The sequence below is a fragment of the Pseudomonas sp. Irchel 3F6 genome, from assembly GCF_900187595.1.
In the GTDB taxonomy this organism is placed as follows: Bacteria; Pseudomonadota; Gammaproteobacteria; order Pseudomonadales; family Pseudomonadaceae; genus Aquipseudomonas; species Aquipseudomonas siliginis.
On record NZ_FYDP01000001.1, the window covers coordinates 792661 to 809109 of the forward strand.

13 protein-coding genes and 2 pseudogenes are annotated in these 16449 nt (G+C 60.0%); 2 read left to right on the plus strand and 13 right to left on the minus strand.

Annotated features, from left to right (window positions below; all coding sequences use genetic code 11):
* Positions 1 to 2 precede the first annotated feature (2 nt).
* From glgA to CKW30_RS27800, 7 genes and pseudogenes are all read right to left on the minus strand, one after another.
* The gene (gene glgA / locus CKW30_RS03530) at positions 3 to 1589 is read right to left on the minus strand and encodes a glycogen synthase GlgA (protein WP_095179957.1); all 1587 of its coding nucleotides are present in this window, start codon (positions 1587 to 1589) and stop codon (positions 3 to 5) included.
* Positions 1590 to 2179: 590 nt separating this feature from the next.
* The gene (locus CKW30_RS03535) at positions 2180 to 3133 is read right to left on the minus strand and encodes a D-2-hydroxyacid dehydrogenase family protein (RefSeq protein ID WP_095179959.1); all 954 of its coding nucleotides are present in this window, start codon (positions 3131 to 3133) and stop codon (positions 2180 to 2182) included.
* A gap of 12 nt (positions 3134 to 3145) precedes the next feature.
* Positions 3146 to 4192, minus strand: a complete 1047-nt coding sequence (locus tag CKW30_RS03540; protein WP_095179961.1) for an alpha/beta fold hydrolase — start codon at positions 4190 to 4192, stop codon at positions 3146 to 3148.
* Positions 4193 to 4278: 86 nt separating this feature from the next.
* Positions 4279 to 4713, minus strand: coding sequence for a YqaA family protein (locus CKW30_RS03545; protein ID WP_095179963.1), 435 nt, complete (start codon positions 4711 to 4713; stop codon positions 4279 to 4281).
* A complete protein-coding gene (locus CKW30_RS03550) occupies positions 4713 to 5159 on the minus strand; it encodes a DUF411 domain-containing protein (protein ID WP_041480975.1) in 447 nt (148 codons plus the stop codon). Before CKW30_RS03550 ends, CKW30_RS03545 begins: the two co-directional genes overlap by 1 nt.
* Positions 5160 to 5399: 240 nt before the next feature.
* Positions 5400 to 5927 (minus strand): annotated as a pseudogene (locus CKW30_RS27795) (methyl-accepting chemotaxis protein); the annotation flags it as partial.
* A gap of 333 nt (positions 5928 to 6260) precedes the next feature.
* Positions 6261 to 7391 (minus strand): annotated as a pseudogene (locus CKW30_RS27800) (cache and HAMP domain-containing protein); the annotation flags it as partial.
* Positions 7392 to 7744: 353 nt separating this feature from the next.
* Between CKW30_RS27800 and CKW30_RS03560 the strand changes: the two are divergent.
* Positions 7745 to 8272: a hypothetical protein gene (locus CKW30_RS03560; RefSeq protein ID WP_024012886.1), complete on the plus strand. Its 528-nt coding sequence runs from the start codon at positions 7745 to 7747 to the stop codon at positions 8270 to 8272.
* 45 nt (positions 8273 to 8317) lie between these two features.
* On the opposite strand, the gene CKW30_RS03565 is transcribed toward CKW30_RS03560, so the two are convergent.
* From CKW30_RS03565 to CKW30_RS03585, 5 genes are read right to left on the minus strand one after another with little or no spacing between them, the layout of a single operon-like run.
* Complete coding sequence (locus tag CKW30_RS03565) at positions 8318 to 9253, minus strand: GNAT family N-acetyltransferase (RefSeq protein ID WP_095179965.1); 936 nt, start codon at positions 9251 to 9253, stop codon at positions 8318 to 8320.
* The gene (locus tag CKW30_RS03570; RefSeq protein ID WP_095179966.1) at positions 9222 to 10532 is read right to left on the minus strand and encodes a phenylacetate--CoA ligase family protein; all 1311 of its coding nucleotides are present in this window, start codon (positions 10530 to 10532) and stop codon (positions 9222 to 9224) included. The genes CKW30_RS03565 and CKW30_RS03570 overlap by 32 nt, the downstream gene beginning before the upstream one ends.
* Positions 10533 to 10575: 43 nt before the next feature.
* Entirely contained in the window at positions 10576 to 12978 is a 2403-nt protein-coding gene (locus CKW30_RS03575; RefSeq protein WP_095179967.1) for an aldehyde dehydrogenase family protein, read from the minus strand.
* A 1-nt stretch (position 12979) separates the two neighbouring features.
* A complete protein-coding gene (locus tag CKW30_RS03580; RefSeq protein ID WP_095179968.1) occupies positions 12980 to 14110 on the minus strand; it encodes an acyl-protein synthase in 1131 nt (376 codons plus the stop codon).
* A 9-nt stretch (positions 14111 to 14119) separates the two neighbouring features.
* Entirely contained in the window at positions 14120 to 15367 is a 1248-nt protein-coding gene (locus tag CKW30_RS03585; protein ID WP_095180300.1) for an MdfA family multidrug efflux MFS transporter, read from the minus strand.
* Between the two features lie 358 nt (positions 15368 to 15725).
* On the opposite strand from CKW30_RS03585, the gene CKW30_RS03590 reads away from it, so the two are divergent.
* A complete protein-coding gene (locus CKW30_RS03590; protein ID WP_041480969.1) occupies positions 15726 to 15914 on the plus strand; it encodes a hypothetical protein in 189 nt (62 codons plus the stop codon).
* A 9-nt stretch (positions 15915 to 15923) separates the two neighbouring features.
* Here the strand turns inward: CKW30_RS03590 and CKW30_RS03595 are convergent, their stop codons facing one another.
* Complete coding sequence (locus tag CKW30_RS03595) at positions 15924 to 16301, minus strand: fe2+ zn2+ uptake regulation protein (protein WP_095179969.1); 378 nt, start codon at positions 16299 to 16301, stop codon at positions 15924 to 15926.
* Positions 16302 to 16449 lie beyond the last annotated feature (148 nt).

Sequence of the window (16449 nt, forward strand, 5' to 3'; positions counted from 1 at the left end):
GGTTATTTGTGGCTGGCTTTATCCAACGCCTTGGCGACCAGTTGTTCGTAAAGTTCGGCGTACGGTTCAACCGCTTTGCTCCAGTTGAACGGTGCAGCCATGGCACGGCAGCGCATGGCGTTGAGCAGTTCCGGAAAGGCGAACACCTTGAACGCGCGGCTCAGGGCTTCCTTGTAGCTATCAACGGTGGACTCATCGAAGAGGAAACCGGTGACGCCGTTTTCAATGGTGTCGGCCAGGCCGCCGGTGTTGCGCGCGACCGGCAGCGAGCCGAAACGCTGGGCGTACATCTGGCTCAGGCCGCAAGGCTCGTAGCGCGACGGCATCAAGAGGAAATCGCTGCCGGCGAACATGCGTCGGGCATCGGTTTCGTTGAAGCCGATGCGCACGCCGATCTGGCCAGGAAAGCGCAGGGCCAGTTCACGCATGGCTTGCTCTTCTTCCGGCTCGCCGCGACCGATGATCGCGATCTGACCACCGTTCTGCACGATAAACTCGGACACCGCTTCGGTGAGGTCCAGACCTTTCTGATAGACCAGGCGCGATACCACGGCGAACAGCGGGCCGGTGGAGTCATTCAGGCCGAACAGCTCACGGACATGGGCGGCGTTGACCGCTTTGCCTTCCCAGTCGCCGATGGCGAACGGGGCAAACAGGTGCGGGTCGGTCGCCGAATCCCAGCTCTCGTCGATGCCGTTCGGGATACCGCTGAGCAGGCCTTGCTGGGTCTTGGCGGCAAGGAAACCGTCGAGGCCGCAGCCGAAGTCCGGGGTGGTGATTTCTTGCGCATACGTCGCGCTGACGGTGGTGATGTGGCTCGAATAGGCCATGCCGGCCTTGAGGAACGACATCTTGCCGTAGAACTCCATGCCTTCCTGTTGCAGGGCATGGGTGGGAATCCCCAGCTCCGGGCAGGAACCAAGGCTGGTCACGCCCTGGTAGGCAAGGTTGTGAATGGTGAACAGCGTTGGCGTGCGCTGCCCGCGCCAGTGCATGTAAGCGGGCGCGAGGCCAGCCGGCCAGTCATGGGCGTGCACCAGATCCGGGCGCCAGTGGATTTGCGCAAGGTTGGCGGCGATGTCGGCGGCGGCCAGGCCGAGACGGGCGAAGCGGATATGGTTGTCCGGCCAGTCGCGACCGTTGTTGGCGCCGTAAGGGCCACCTTCACGCTCGTAGAGTTCAGGGCAGATCAGTACGTAGATCACCAGACCATCGGGCATGTCCATACGCCCGATCTTGCAAGGTGGCAGCGCGGCGTGGCCACCCAGCTCGCCGATGATGTGAATCGGGTTTTCGCTGTGCACCACTTGCGGATACCCGGGAATCAACACCCGCACGTCATGCAGGTGGGCCATCGCCCGGGGCAGGGCGGCGGACACGTCACCGAGGCCGCCGGTCTTGACCAGATCGGCGATCTCAGAGGTCACGAACAACACTTTTTTCTTGTTGGGATTCTGGCTTGCTACCGGAGCAAGCGTCTTTGTGCCGGGTACGTTGATCTGTCGGCTGCCGGGAACACTGATGGTGCTCGATTCTCCAAGCGACTGGTGAGCACGCTCTCCCTGAATATCCAATGCCGCACTGATCATATGTATCTCCCGTGTGTGATCTGATTCTTGTCTCGAACAAGCTGTTTCGTGGCCAAGTCCTGTGGCCGGGCGCAAAGGCGCCACGCATCGGTGAGCAAGTGCTGACCCAACACGCGCAAGCAGAATGGGTGGTGAGGCCGTTGCAAGGATTACACCAGTCGCTTTCGCCCAGTTGTTCTGATGACCTGTGGCGTGAAGCAAAAGTTTCGACTTTTTTTCGTCGGTATGACCGAGTGGTTTGGCCACTGAAAAATCAGTCTAGGCCAGATCCTAGAGCGGGTCAGGGCAAATGGGTAAATTGTTCGACAATCGGTTGTGTCGGGATGTAAGCGAGGGTTCAGGAGGGAAAACGCTCCGACGAAGGGCATGTTTTTTGGACGGAGTGGGCCAAAACAGTGACTGGGTAGTCACGGTTTTGTGCTAGGGGATGGGCGAGTTGCACCGTTGTGGTGCGAGCGTATTGCAGAGTGGTATCTGAGATGACCTCTTCGCGAGCAGGCTCGCTCCCACATTGGACCGCGTACAACCTGTGGGAGCGAGCCTGCTCGCGAAGAGGGCGGTTGAAGCAACTCAACTTTAAAGTGATGGACTCAGTTCAACAGACGCACCGGCTCCCCAGCTGCCCAACCCTGAATATCCTCGATCATCTGCCGGAAGAACTGCTTGTAATTCTGCCGACTGACATAGCCCACATGCGGCGTGGCGAGGACATTGTCCAGCGTGCGAAACGGGTGCAGGGCTGGCAACGGCTCTTGCTCGAATACGTCCAGCGCTGCTCCGGCAATGCGCCGTTTCTGTAGCGCCTTGATCAACGCGGTTTCATCGACGATCGGCCCGCGTGCGGTGTTGACCAGCAATGCGGTCGGTTTCATCCAGTCCAGCGCCTGGGCATCGACCAGACCGCGACTGCGTTCGCTGAGCACCAGATGCACGGACAGCACGTCGGCCTGCTCGAACAGTTGCTGCTTGCTGACGTACGTCACGCCGGCCTGTTCAGCGCGTTCGGCGGTGAGGTTTTCGCTCCAGGCGATCACCCGCATGCCGAACACCTGAGCGAATTGCGCGACGCGCTGGCCGATGCTGCCCAAACCCAGGATTCCCAGGGTCTTGCCATGCAGATCGCCGCCGAGGCCCTGCTGCCACTGGCCGGCCCGCAGGGCATTGGCTTCCTTCACCAGATCACGGGTGGCCGCCATGATCAGCGCCCAGGTGAGTTCCGGCGCGGCGTGTTTGTAGCTATCGGTGCCGCAGACCTTGATGCCCAGCGCTGCTGCGGCCGACATGTCCAGCGCGGCATTGCGCATGCCGCCGGTGGCCAGCAACTTCAGATTGGGCAAGCGCCCGAGCAAATCGGCGTCGAAGCGCGTGCGTTCGCGCATGACGCAGATCACCTCGTACTTGCCAAGGCGCTCGGCCAGTGTGGCGTTGTCGGCCGGGTAATCATGCACAAAGGTCACTTCACCGATGCTCTCCAGCACGGACCAGTCGACCACGTCGCGGGCCACGTCTTGCCAGTCATCGATCACTGCAATCTGCACCGTCATCGGCTTGCCTCATCAAGGAGCGGAAGGAGTCTTGCCCAGCCAGCCAAGCAGCGCCTGATGGAATTTCTCCGGTTCTTCCATTTGCGGCGCATGACCCATGCCCGGGAATTCAATCAGCGTCGACTGCGGAATCAGCTTGGCGACCTGTTTGCCAAGCACCTCGTAATGACCGATTTTGGCTTTCACTTCCGGCGGCGCGAGGTCCTTGCCGATGGCGGTGGTGTCGGAGGTGCCGATCAGCAGCAGGGTCGGCATCTTCAGATCCTTGAACTCGTAGTACACCGGCTGGGTGAAGATCATGTCGTAGATCAGCGCCGAGTTCCACGCGACCTGGGTCTTGCCCGGACCGTTGCTCAGGCCGGCGAGCATGTCGACCCAACGATCGAATTCCGGCTTCCAGCGGCCGTCGTAATAGGTGGTGCGCTCATAATCGCGAATGCCCTTGGCCGTGACCTTCAATTCACGCTGATACCACTGATCGACGGTGCGATACGGAACGCCGAGGGCTTTCCAGTCTTCCAGACCGATCGGGTTGACCATCGCCAATTGATCGACCTGCTCCGGAAACAGCAGCGCATAACGGGTGGCGAGCATGCCGCCGGTGGAGTGGCCGAGCACAGTGGCTTTCTGAATGCCCAACGCCTTGAGCAATTGCTGGGTGTTGGTCGCCAGTTGCTGGAAGCTGTATTGATAGTGCTCAGGTTTGCTGGAGGTGCAGAAACCGATCTGATCCGGCGCAATCACGCGGTAGCCGGCGTCGCTCAGGGCCTTGATCGAACTGTCCCAGGTCGCTGCGCAGAAATTCTTGCCGTGCATCAGCACCACGGTGCGGCCGTTGGCCTTGCCATTGGCGGCGACGTCCATGTAGCCCATTTGCAGCTTCTGGCCTTGGGATTCGAAGGCGAAATGTTTAAGCGTGTAGGGGTATTGGAAACCTTGCAGCTCCGGGCCATAGGCAGGCCCTTCGGCGGGGGCGGTTTCAGTGGCCGCGTGCGCCATTAATGGCAGGGCAGCGCTGAGGACGAGGCCGGGCAGCCAGCGGGAAAGCGTGACGGACATAAGCACAAACTCCTTGAAAATTGGCCGACTCTGGAAGGTCGGGATTACGCCGACGTTAAACAAAGGCAATCACACTGAGGGTTGGTTCAACCTAGCCAGCCAAGTGTCAGCAAGCCCAGCACGCCATAGCGCGCGCCTTTGGCCAGCGTCACGATCAACAGAAAGCGCCCGAGCGGTTCGCGCATGACGCCGGCAATCAAGGTCAGCGGATCGCCGATCACCGGCAGCCAACTGAGCAGCAGCGACCAATGTCCATAACGCTCGTAGTGCTTGCGCGCCTTGGCCATGTGTCGAGGAGTGACCGGGAACCAGCGTCGATCCTGAAAGCGCTCGATGCCACGGCCCAGCCACCAGTTGACCAGCGAGCCGAGTACGTTGCCCAGCGTCGCTACCGCGAGCAAACCCCACAGCCAGTAACGCTCGCTGACGATCAGGCCGACCAGCAGCGCCTCGGACTGCAACGGCAACAATGTCGCCGCGCCAAACGCAGCAAAGAACAGGCCGAAGTAGGCTGCCCCCATCAACGGGCCGGGTAGTCCGCCACCACCACGTCAGCGCCGTCCTTCTTCAGGCCGATCACTTGGTACGCATCGCTCATGCCGTCCATTTCCATGCCCGGCGAGCCCATCGGCATGCCTGGCGCTGCCACACCCAGCAGATCGTCGCGCTTGCTCAACGCAAGCACCTGATCGGCCGGCACATGACCTTCAACGAATTTGCCATTGATGATCGCCGTGTGGCAGGACGCCAGACGCGGTGGTACGCCGTGCTGCTGTTTGAAGCTGCTCATGTCGCTTTCGACGTGATCTTCGACTTTGAAGCCATTGGCTTCGAGATGGCTGATCCACTTTTTGCAGCAGCCGCAGTTGGCATCGCGGTGCACTTCGATCGGGATCAGTTCGGCGGCTTGCGCCAGGGAGGAGATGAACAGGGCGCTCAGGGCGAGCAGACGCAGTTGGCTTCGCATGGGAATGGGCTCTCGACTCGGTGAAGGTCAGCAAGAACGCATTTTGACCGGTTTTTCCATCCCGGCATCAACTGAGTGTTTCCAGTTGCTACAAAACACCCGGACCAGTGTAGGAGTGAGCCTGCTCGCGATTGCGGTTGACCAGCCGCAGATACAGTGACTGAAAAATCGCTTTCGCGAGCAGGCTCGCTCCCACAGGGGATTGGCGTAAAGGCCGAAATCCCCGTGGTCGCGGTTGGCTTAACTGACCTTGAACCGCCCCATGATCGCGCTCACGCGGCTATTGGCTTCGAGCAACTGGCGGGTATTGAGCTCGCTGGCCTGGCCGCTCTGCACCAGTTCATCGACCATGTGGCGAATCTGCACCATGCTGCGGTTGATCTCTTCGGTGACCGCGCTTTGTTGTTCGGCGGCGGTGGCGATCTGCGTGCTGAGGCTGTTGATGTGGCTGACCGAACCGGCCATTTCGTCCAGCCCCGAGTTGACTCGGGCGGTGGCGTCAGCAGCGGACTGGCAACTGGCCTGGGTGTTTTCCATGGCGCTGACCGATGAACTCACGCCTTGCGTCAGACGGGTCAACATTTCGTTGATTTCCGAGGTACTGGCCTGAGTGCGGGCGGCGAGGGCGCGGACTTCATCCGCCACCACCGCAAAGCCGCGACCCTGTTCACCGGCCCGGGCGGCTTCAATCGCGGCGTTGAGGGCGAGCAGGTTGGTCTGCCCGGCAATCGCGCCGATGACGCCGAGGATTTCGGTGATGCGCTGGGCGTCCTGCTGCATGTTTTCAACTTTGTGTGTAGCGCTGGCCACTTCGTCGATCAGCGCGACCACGCTATTGGTCGCTTCACCCACCACGACGCGCGAGCGGTCTGCGTTCTCATTGGCACGCTGGGTGAATGCAGCGGTTTCAGCGGCGTTTTGCGCGACGCTTTCAGCAGTCGAGCTCATTTCGTTGATGGCGGTGACGGTCTGATCGGTTTCCGAAGCGTGACGCAGCAGAATCTGGCCGGTATGTGCCGAGGTGCGCTGCAGGTTGTCGAGGCTGGAAGCCATGGCGCCGGTGGCCTGGGTGACTTCGCCGATCATGTTCTGCAGATAGGCGATGAAGGTGTTGACCGAGTGACCGATGGCGCCCAGTTCGTCTTCGGCGCGAATGGTGATGCGGCGGGTCAGGTCGGCGTCACCGCTGGACAGCGAATCAATGTTGGCCTTCAGCGCTTTCATGCGCAGCACCAGTTTGCGAATCGCGTAAACCTGCAACAGCACCAGCAGGATCACCAGCGGAATCTGGATCAGGCTGAGGCTATGGAGCACGTCGTCGCGCTGGGCAGTGAGCATCTTGGTCGGCAGGGCGGTGGCGAGGAACCACGGTGTGCCCTCGATAGGGCGCATGAAGAATGTAGCGTCTTCACCGTTGTTATCGAACTCGACGCGTTGCGCTGTATCGCGATTCTGCAGGCCGGTCTTGATCTGACTGACGAAGGTCGAGCTGGCCGCCAGTTCGCTGATGTTCTTCAGCACGATCGGGCCGCTGATGCGCGAGCTGTTGCTGATGATCTTGCCGTCAGCCTCGACGATGAGCATTTCGGCGTTGAGGTCTTTTTCCTTGCGCGCCACCAGGTCGTTGAAGAAGCCCAGGGTCACGTCGATGGTCGAAACGCCCCAGGCGCTGCCGTTCTTGTAGATCGCCATGGCGCAGTTGGTGCGCGGCTCGGCGCTGGCGTCGTCTTTATAGGCAGCGGCCCACGCGCACTGGCCGCGCGGAGTGGCCATGCCGCCCTTGTGCCAGCTCTGGTCGTAATAGTTGGGCGCCGCATCGCTGTTCCAGAACGTATTGACCTTGAGTTGGCCAGAGGCGTCACGGTGCCAGAAAGTGCTGAATTTGTTGCGCCCGGCTTCACGCTGGCCCGGTAACGGCCAGATGCCGCCGCCGAAGACTTTCAGTTCGCCATACTGATCCACCAGCCCTGGCAGCACCACGTCGATGGCGGCGCTGTCGAGCAGCGGGATGGTCTGGGTGATGCTGCGTTGCTGCGCCTGGACCTTGTTCAGTTCGCCCTGAATCTGCACGGCGACTTCGGCGATGCGGTTGAGCACGACCTTCTCTTCGGTATCGCGCAGGGTCGGTGCCACCAGTTGGCTGATGCCGACCACGGTCAGCACGGACAACAGCAGGATGAACAGAATCAGAAACAGCGTGTAGCGAGCCTGAATAGTGCGCAGTGCGGGCATGGAACTGATCCTTGAGCGGCTTTTTTGTTGGAGGGCAGGAATAAAACAGGGCGGGTATCACAGCGTATCGTCGTTGCGGGCCGAAGCTTTAGGTGCTCGCGCGCCGAAACCACGCTGGGCGATGACCGGTTGGTATCGGGATGGGTACAAATCCCCGGATCGCCACGTTTGTTACATCAAGATGACGGCTCTGAACCAATGTTTACGGGCTGCTGGCTTGTGTCGCGAATGTACGAGATTTGTAAAAAAGCGCACAAAAGACTTGGTGCGATCAGGCGCATCGGCCGATACTCGCGCCCATTCAATTGGTTGGAACAAGGACATTTCATGCTCATCGCACAAGGAATCCTCGCATGACGATCGGCTATACCGGCGCCTGGGAAAGCAAGGCAGGCGTAATGGTCCGTGATACCGGCGCGAAAAAGCAGGTTTCGCAGAGCGTCAAAGTGCAGCAGATGCTGACGCTGGTCGGCAACGATCCGAATGCGCTGAATGTGGCGGAGATGGATAAGCAGGGTTTGCGCAAGCAGATCAAGGGCTTCGACCCGGCCAACGTTTCCGTCAAGCAGTTGGGCAACCTCAGCGAATTCCTGCGCGGGCGCGGCCTGATTTCCGAGATCACCTCGATCACTTTGCTCAATGCCGGCGACAAATTCGACCGCTTCGGCGTGCAGAAAGACCCGGAGGCGAAGTTCAACGCGCTGGAATATTTCGCCACTCAGCTCGATGCCATCCAGACCAACAGTCTCAATGGCAATTACTACGGCAAGAGCCTGATCCCCGAATTCAAGAAAGCCATTTACGTCCTGCAGAATCTCAAGACCTATGGCGAAGGCAATGCGGCAGTTCCGTCTGACAAAGGCCTGAAGGCAAAGGCGTAACGTCTGCTGATGACGCCCGCTCATCCGTGTGCGGGCTCATGCTGTTTACGCCGCCGGCACGGCTTGCCGAGTGATGTGACGTTGTGCCTGGTCATGCAACTGCTGCATGTGCGGACAATGCAATGTCAGCCTGCGCGTGCGGTAGCCACGATGAAACAGCGCCAGCCATCCCCCTCGATTATCCTGTGCAGGCGCCAGGCCGGTGAAAGCAAAACCGATGGCGTTGAGGCTGTGCAGATCCACGGCAAACTGTCGCGAAAGCTGTAGACGAATCGAAACCAGCCAATGCCCGGGCAGTGATCGCAACTGGTCGAGCAGTTCCGGATTGAGTTTTTCCAGCCACATTTCATGGCGGCTGCCGTGCTGCTGGACCTGAACCGAAGCTCCGCGCCAGCGTCCTGCATCAGCCCCGACGCCGAACACAGCGCTCAGACGCTCCATCAAGGGGCGGCAACTGGCTGGCCATGCCTGTTCTGGCAATGGCCGTTGATAGCCATCGATAGCACGTACACCCAACACGATCGACTCGGGTTTTTTGCAGCCAAAGGGTGAGCGGACATAGTCCGGCAACAATCCAGTGTTGTGAAAACCGAGGTTGATAGCCATGCGTTGGGTGTAAGGGTGATGGGTGACCTGTTTGATCGAGACGCTGCGACAACCCAACGCCTGCGCATGAGTCAGCAGTTGTCCGCCCAGCCGCGTGGCAATGTTCTTTCCACGGGTATCGGGATGTACGACGCTCAAGGCCAGTTCGGCATCGTGCGAGCTTTCGCTTTGCCGATACAAAGTGGCATGACCAAGAATCCGCTCACCCTCCACTGCAACCAGTGAATGCCAACGTTTGTCGGCGTGGTTCTGATTGATCAGGCAGGGCATGTAAACGTCGGTTTGCACGTAATGATCACCGTAGACCTCGCGAAACAGCTGGCTGACGGCCTTGGCGTCGGTGTCACGGTAATTGCGCAGAATCAACGACTCCATCACGCACCTCCCGCTCTTCCTGGTCATAGCAGCGCAAGTCGACGATCCGCAGGCTTTTCCCTGCGCGAGGATGGCGCGCCAAGTCCTCAAACCGGCAACTCTTGATGCGCAGCTCCAATAACCGCTCAGCCCGCAGTTGCGCGATCGGCGGGTACAGTTCGATCAAGCGGGCCTCAAGTTTCTCGTCGATGAGCGCCGATCGTTCGATGACTGCGTATTTCAACGTCAAGACATCAGCGCTGTTGGCTTGTTCGATCAGCAATTGCCAATCGTCGCTGCCAGTAATGCTCCGTACGCTTTCGCTGATTTCATCGGTCATCAGCGACAGAATGCCGACCCGCACCCGCTGGCTATTGCCGCTGCGTCCTCTCAGGGCGAATTTGCGTCGTGCAGTGCCCGGCGGTTCGCGCCAGCACGCTAGATCTCCGACGGGATAGCGGATCAGCGGCATCAAGCGGCGATGCAGATTGGTCAATACGAGCAGACCGGTTTGATTGCAGGCCTCGATCGTTGCGCCGCTGTGCTGATCGACAATCTCCAACAGGACGTGACCGTCGGGTGTGCGATGTTCTCCTTCGACGCAGTCAGGATGACTGGCGCCAATAAATCCGCCGTCGACGCTGGCATAGCCGATCGAGGCAGTGCGCGCGTTGGGCAGCACTTGCTCAAGGAGCTGGCGCTGTGAGGCAAACAGGCTCTCCCCGCCGTAAAGCACGCTATCAACCAGGGGCAACGTAAGGCCGCGTTGTTTGAGCCAACTGGCGAAGGTCAGTAATTGCGCGGGCACGCCAGCCAGTACATTGATTCGATGTTGTTCGATGGCATCGGCCAACTTCGGCGGATCGACCTCACCGGTAAACGGAAACTCGCTGACAGCTGTTTGAACATGGGCGAGTGAGTCATGGATAAACAGAAAACTGGCGTAAAGGTCGCCAGCGAAGAACAGATTGGCGACACGGTCCCCGGGGCTGAATTGCTCGTTCAGACTGCGGCCGAAATCTTCCACCGTGCGCTGCCATTCCGTGCGGGCATACACGGACAGCCTGCCACCGCCGGTTGAGCCACCGGTCTTGAACACCAGGGCGTGCCCAATGGGGGCCGTCAGGACCGGCCATTGCGCGAGATCCGCGCTGTCTTTCCAGAAGTCTGCCGGATCAAGCAGTGGCAGTTCGCACGGTGAACTTATCGCCTCGGGGATGTTGGCGAGACTGTTCTTGTAGTAGGGCGAATGCTTTCGGGCGAAACCCGTTAATTCGCTAATCGAGTCGGTTGTTTTCACGGTGTGTTCTTCTTGATTCGAATGAGCCAGCTCACGGCAAGCGTCAGCGGCGGGAGTCAATGACCAGCGGCGTCTTGCCACTGTGTTTGTTTCGAGCGAAGTGTTCGGGCGAGCATTGCTCGATCTGCAGCACCAGCAATCCGCTGTCGATGACGGTCGTCAGGGTCAGGTAATCGGCGAGACGTGTTTCAACGGTGGCGGCTGTAAGTTCGCAATGCAGTTGCATGCGCTCGACGCCCTCGGCGCTGTGGTCCAGATGCAACTGAAACGGCACTTGCAGTCGTGACGCCAATTCGCTCAGGGAGATAAAGTCAGTGCCGATACGCAACAACTTGCCGTGGCGTTGCAACAGTTCAAAGCGGGGCGACTTCAGCCCGCAGGCGCAGACGCCCGGGAGCCAGCGTCCGCTGTCGCCAATCTCATAACGCTGCACGCGCTGGCCACCCTCGCGGGCGAGCGAGGTCACCAGCAGCCGGCCCACCTGATCATCGGCCACCGGCACATCCTCATCGAACGCGACAATCTCCAACTGCTGGATCTCGCTCATCAGATGGAAAACCCCATCCGCCGAATCCTCGCAGGCATGCCCAAGCGGACCGGCGTCGACGCTGCCGTAAATCGCCGAGCGAATGGTCGAGACGCCACAACTGCGCAGCAATTCACGGTTCTGCTCGCTCAGGTGCTCGCCACCGAAAAAGACCTTTTCGACTCCGGCATAAGCACGCAGACGCTCCTGTTCATTGAGGAACAGACGATGCAGGGTGCCGGGCATACCGACCAGCACGTTGACCCGTTGGTCGATGATCAATTGGGCAATCTCCCGATAATCGTCATCAGCAGGGGCGGCCATGGGCAGGTGCGTCACCTCGAGCAGTTCCAGCGTTTTGCTGAAACTGAGAAAACCGCCGTACAGCCCGCCACAGAAGAACAGGTTCATGACTCGGTCTTGTGCTGGATCCAGACCGGCAGCGAACAGGCCATCAGCGGTCGCGCGCATCTGCCGATCAAAGTCGCGATAGCTGTAGCCGGCCAGAGCAGGGGTGCCGCTGCTGCCTCCAGAGCGGAAATACAACTGCGCCTGATCGTTGATGGGCTGGGCAACGAAGGCTTCTTTGTCCATGATCGCAGCGCACGGCGTCGCCGCTGATGGTGCTGGATCGAGACTGGCCTGATTCGGCAGTTGCGTGGCTGCAAGACTCACCGATACCCGTCGACTCAAACGTTGCAGCGCATAGACGCCATCATGGGGTTCGCCCTCGTACCCGTCGTGAATGTTGCCGATCGGTGCGATCCGCGTGACTCCGGCAGCGATCAACGCATGGGTAAGCTCGACAATTTGCGATTGTGCGCATACCAGCGCACAGCTTTGCAGGACGTTGCGCCACGGCAGCAGAGTGGCGGGCAGCAGCGCCTGCGGCAGCGGGTGCAGCAATACGCTGCGAAACAGCGGCGAAGGTGCGAGTTGCCGATCATGGCTCCAGATCACCCGCCAGCCTGGGCCATTCCATACTTGCCCGGTGTGACCGGCAAAACTCTGACCGAGGCGGGCCATCTGCGTGTGCGTGGTAATTTGCGCAGCTTCCTGGCGTGTCGGCACCAGTGCCGGCCACTGTGCGGCGCGTCGTTGCAGGGCCTGCGCCAGGCGTTCACCGATATCGCGCAAGACTTGCGTGTCGTCGCTGTCCACCAACAGCCATTGCGGGCTGGAGCAGGCCTGCTGATCCAGTCGGCAAACTTCGTCGGCGACGGCATCAAGCGCCTCTGGCGTAGCCGATGCAGGAGTGAGATAGACGAAGCTGATGCGATGCCCCCAGTCGATCCAGCGACAACCCGGCGCGAGCTGTTGCCGAATGGCTTGCAAGGCCGCTTCGCCACCCCACGCCGCGACACCATTGGCCGATTTGCATAATTGGCCGATCTGCTCGGTGCTCGCTGGAACCACCGCCACGTGACCGGCCAGTTGTCCGCTCGCATCGCAGTTCACCAACGCGCGCAACAGTCGCGCCGTCAGGCCTTGATCGCTGCGGCTGGGGCGCAACCAGTTGACGTTGCCGGCGAGCAGACTTTCCACCACCGCGCAAAAGGCCAGCAGCGGCGCGTTGGCCGGGGTGATGTGCACCACCAGCCCGAGCGGGCGCCAGGCTTCGAAGCGCGGCAGCCGATAATCGATACGGCGCAGGGAGTCGGCAGCGACGCCGAGTTCGCGCTGGCGTTTGATCGTCAAGGCTTCAGGTTGGCAGAAATCGATCAAGGCCTGCCGTTGTTCGCTGTCGAGGGGCAGGTTCGTGCGCGAGTCACGCAGCAGCTGGGCAAAAACAGTTATCGCCGTTATGACCGTGCTGCTGTCTAGCGACGTCGCCAAACGCTGGGGCAACTTGTGTTGCAGGTCTTGCAGCGCTTGGTCGAGGCTGTAAATGTCGTGCAGTTGTCCATTTATCAAATACATTTCAGTGACTTCCCAGTAATTCGGCGGCGGCCATCGCGCAGCTTCTGCCGGCCGTGGTGCCGGCGCGGCCGTGCAGTTCGAACCAGTCGCTGGTCAATCCACAGCCGCAACTTGCGCCCGGGTGCAGCGTGGCAAGGTCGCTCATGACCACGGCGTGGGCCGGGCTGGATGAGATGTAAGGCGAGACGAAGCCGAGCAGGCCTTGTTGGCCATAGGGCAGCAGAGAAAAATCCGCCGCATCGCGAATCAGCACCCGCGAATACACCGGCACATGAAAGCGGTGACGGGCGCATTCGATATAAGGCACCGCATGCTCGACAGCGCCGTAACCGTCGCGGCAGCGGGCGGTTTCGATGCCCAATTGCCGATGGATATGGGCATAAAACTGTTGTTTAGGAATTTCCTGCGCAGCCTGGGTTTTCCAGCCGCCGCCAAAAAAGGCCAGCGAACCGGCGGGCAATTGCACATCCTGTACAGCGGTAGCCTGCATGCGTTGCAGGGTCTGCCAGAGAAACGCCGGGAAGCCGAAAATCCGTACCGGCAAACCCTCTTCAGCGAATGACTGCAATGCGGCGATGACACCGAATACGTCGAACTGATGGCCGCTACCGGTGTTGCGCAAGGCGTAAACCACGCGATTGACCGGGGCAAACCGACAGAGAAACTGGTCGGTAAACGAAGTGCCGAGCGTAATGTGACCCTCGGGTTCGTAGCTCAGCAGCAGGTAATTGCACGGCGTATCCGGAGTATCCCAACCGTAATGGCGAAAGATCTGCGCAACCATGAACTGCGCCCGCGCCAGGCTGCGTTCGTCGTAACGCATCCGGCTTTTCTGTCCGCTGGTGCCCGACGAGGTCAGTTCCAGGGCGTCTGCGCCGGTGCTGCTGAGCAGCAAGTGTTGCTTGAAGAAACTGGCAAAGATCGGCGGCAGACGTGACCAGTCATCAAGACTGTCGAGGTCTTGCGGCGCCAGTCCATGGGCGTTGAGCCAATGGGCGTAACCCGGGGTGTGGTCGCAGTGAAAGCGGCTGATTTCCTTCATCGCCCGATCAAACAGACCGGGCGCGGCTGAATCCGCGCAATAGGGTTGCTTCAACGCGCACAGCGCGTCGGCATAGGGTAGGTGAGTCATCAGTGTTCCTTACTGAGGCGAGGCCACATCAGCTGTGGTGGTTTGCAGGAGCCGGTAAACCATGGGCAGGCACATCAGCCCGCCGAATGCGGCCCAGAGAGCGAAGTATTCAAGACGGCCGCCGCCACCGATGGCCGCAATCAGCGAACCGCCAAGGCCCATGACGGCGATCGAAATCATGCCGGTCAGCGCCGACACCAGACCTTTGCTGTCGTCGCTGGCAAACAGCGCCAGGCGATACACCGCCGCGTTGCTCATGCCCAGCCCGACGGCGTACACCGCCAGGCTCGCCACGACCGGTCCAAGCCCTGCGCTGAGCAGTGCGCATGTCGCCAGCGATAGCAGCCCCAGGCAGAACGGCCAGAGCGCCAGTTGAATCAATTGCGTCAGAGAATGAGTCTGCAGCAAGCGGTCGAGAATCAGATTGCCGGCAATCACCGCTGAGAAAACCGGAATCTGCCACAGGCCATATTCCAGCGGCGGCAGTTCCAGCACCCGCACGAGCAGCAACGGTGCCAGGCCTATCCATGTGATCAGGGGCAGACTCATCAGGCCCAGCGCCAGACTGGCGCAGAGAAAACGCGGGTTGCCTAACAACGCGCCATAGCGCCGTGAAGTGCAACGCCAGGAGAAGGGCACACGGGGTGTTCGATGACCATCGCGGCGCTCGACGCCCACGGTTTCCGGCATCCACAGCAACAGACCGAGCCAGACCAGCGCTGCCGTGAATCCCAGCAGCAGAAAGATTTCCCGCCAGCTCAGCCATTCCAGCAACAGGATCCCCAGTAGCGGCCCGAGCAGCGGCGATAACAACGCAACATTGCCGAGCAACGCCATCAGCCTGACGGCGTCCGCTTCACAGAACACCTCCTGTAGCGCCGGATAGCTGACTGCGACGACAAACCCCAGACCCATGCCTTGCAACAGCCGCAACAGGTTGAACGCTCCAATACTGTCGGTGAAAAAAGCTGCCGCGCACGACAATCCGAACAGCGCGCTGCCCGATAACAACAGTGGTCGTCGGCCGTATTGATCGGACAACGGGCCGAGTAACCATTGCAGACACACGCCACCTAACAGATACAGGTTGAAGGCATGGGGAACATGCCGTACGTCCGCGTCGAGGTCGGTGGTGACGTCCAGCATCGCCGGCATGATCACATCGCTGGCCATGTAAGTGAGCAGTTCGAAAGCGGTCAGCGCCAGACAGAAACCCGCTACCTGTCTGGGGCCGATATTGATAAGTGTTCTCTGCATGAACATCCCTGTTTTATGAGTGGTAGGAAGTTCGCAGAGCCTAGGTGCAGACGCACAGCCGACCTAGCCGTTTGCTGCGTCAGCAGATTTCAAAAACTTACGGCATGTTTAAAGGATTGGCGCGGCGTGAAACCTGTTTACCTGGCTGCCATTGCGGCGCAAACAACGATGCCCGCGTCAGTGCGGGCATTGTTTGCGCTGGATCAGGGAGGGCGGGCATGTCTCAGGGTTGGGTGCCCATGCAGCCAAAAAACCTCAGGGGCGGTAACATGAGCACCCGTTTGCCCCGGCGCATCCCCCTCATCCGGGAAACGCTCGGCGCGCAACCGGCTACATTTCAATGTTTCAGGAAACCGCAATGACCCAGAAGCAACGCTTGATTTATTCGATTCTGATCGCTCTGTCGGTACTGGCGATCATGCTGGGCCTGTCCTGGCTGCAGAATGCCGGCATGATCACCGAGAAGACTTTCCAGTACGTGGCAATCGGCGTGGCGGTCGTGGTGGTCATCATCAACGGCGTGATGCGCCGCAAGGTCAAGCCCTGAAGGCGAGCCTCATTCGTGGTTGAGGACCGCAGCAGCCTGCGGGTGCAGGCTGTAACTCTTGTCGGCGTTGAAGGTGATCACGCCTTCGGCGCACAAGCGTTTAAGCACTTCTCGCACGCTGAGAAACGACAGCGGCACGTCCAGATCGAGCAACTGGCTATGTACGCCACGTACGCCCAGGCGACGATTGCTCTGTGCCGCCACGAGCAGCGCGTCGATGACTTTCAGGCGAATCAGGCTGGTGCGCAGGCCGAAGCTCTTCAGCAGCACGCGAATACGCTCATTGCCCGGACGCTCGCCGCGCTGGCTGAAATTGCCGGTGTGCGAACCCATGGAAACGCCCTGTGGCGTCTGGCTACCGTCCGTTGGTAGTTGCGAGTTGTACATGCGATTACTCCTTTTCAGAGCCAGATCGGGAAAGGTTTTGTTGCGCTCTCTAAACAAGACGTTTCAGCACGACAAATCATGAAAGAAAAGATGTAGAAATTTCGTCGCTAATTCGTCTCAGCCTTGTGATGACGGCATTGCCCCAATG

Bases quoted from the DNA above. Each gene is read 5' to 3' on its own strand.
- CKW30_RS03565 (WP_095179965.1), bottom strand. From the start codon at position 9,253: ATGGAGTCGTTGATTCTGCGCAATTACCGTGACACCGACGCCAAGGCC.
- CKW30_RS03545 (WP_095179963.1), bottom strand. From the start codon at position 4,713: ATGGGGGCAGCCTACTTCGGCCTGTTCTTTGCTGCGTTTGGCGCGGCG.
- CKW30_RS03540 (WP_095179961.1), bottom strand. From the start codon at position 4,192: ATGTCCGTCACGCTTTCCCGCTGGCTGCCCGGCCTCGTCCTCAGCGCT.
- glgA (WP_095179957.1), bottom strand. From the start codon at position 1,589: ATGATCAGTGCGGCATTGGATATTCAGGGAGAGCGTGCTCACCAGTCG.
- CKW30_RS03575 (WP_095179967.1), bottom strand. From the start codon at position 12,978: ATGTATTTGATAAATGGACAACTGCACGACATTTACAGCCTCGACCAA.
- CKW30_RS03585 (WP_095180300.1), bottom strand. From the start codon at position 15,367: ATGCAGAGAACACTTATCAATATCGGCCCCAGACAGGTAGCGGGTTTC.
- CKW30_RS03580 (WP_095179968.1), bottom strand. From the start codon at position 14,110: ATGACTCACCTACCCTATGCCGACGCGCTGTGCGCGTTGAAGCAACCC.
- CKW30_RS03550 (WP_041480975.1), bottom strand. From the start codon at position 5,159: ATGCGAAGCCAACTGCGTCTGCTCGCCCTGAGCGCCCTGTTCATCTCC.
- CKW30_RS03590 (WP_041480969.1), top strand. From the start codon at position 15,726: ATGACCCAGAAGCAACGCTTGATTTATTCGATTCTGATCGCTCTGTCG.
- CKW30_RS03560 (WP_024012886.1), top strand. From the start codon at position 7,745: ATGACGATCGGCTATACCGGCGCCTGGGAAAGCAAGGCAGGCGTAATG.
- CKW30_RS03595 (WP_095179969.1), bottom strand. From the start codon at position 16,301: ATGTACAACTCGCAACTACCAACGGACGGTAGCCAGACGCCACAGGGC.
- CKW30_RS03535 (WP_095179959.1), bottom strand. From the start codon at position 3,133: ATGACGGTGCAGATTGCAGTGATCGATGACTGGCAAGACGTGGCCCGC.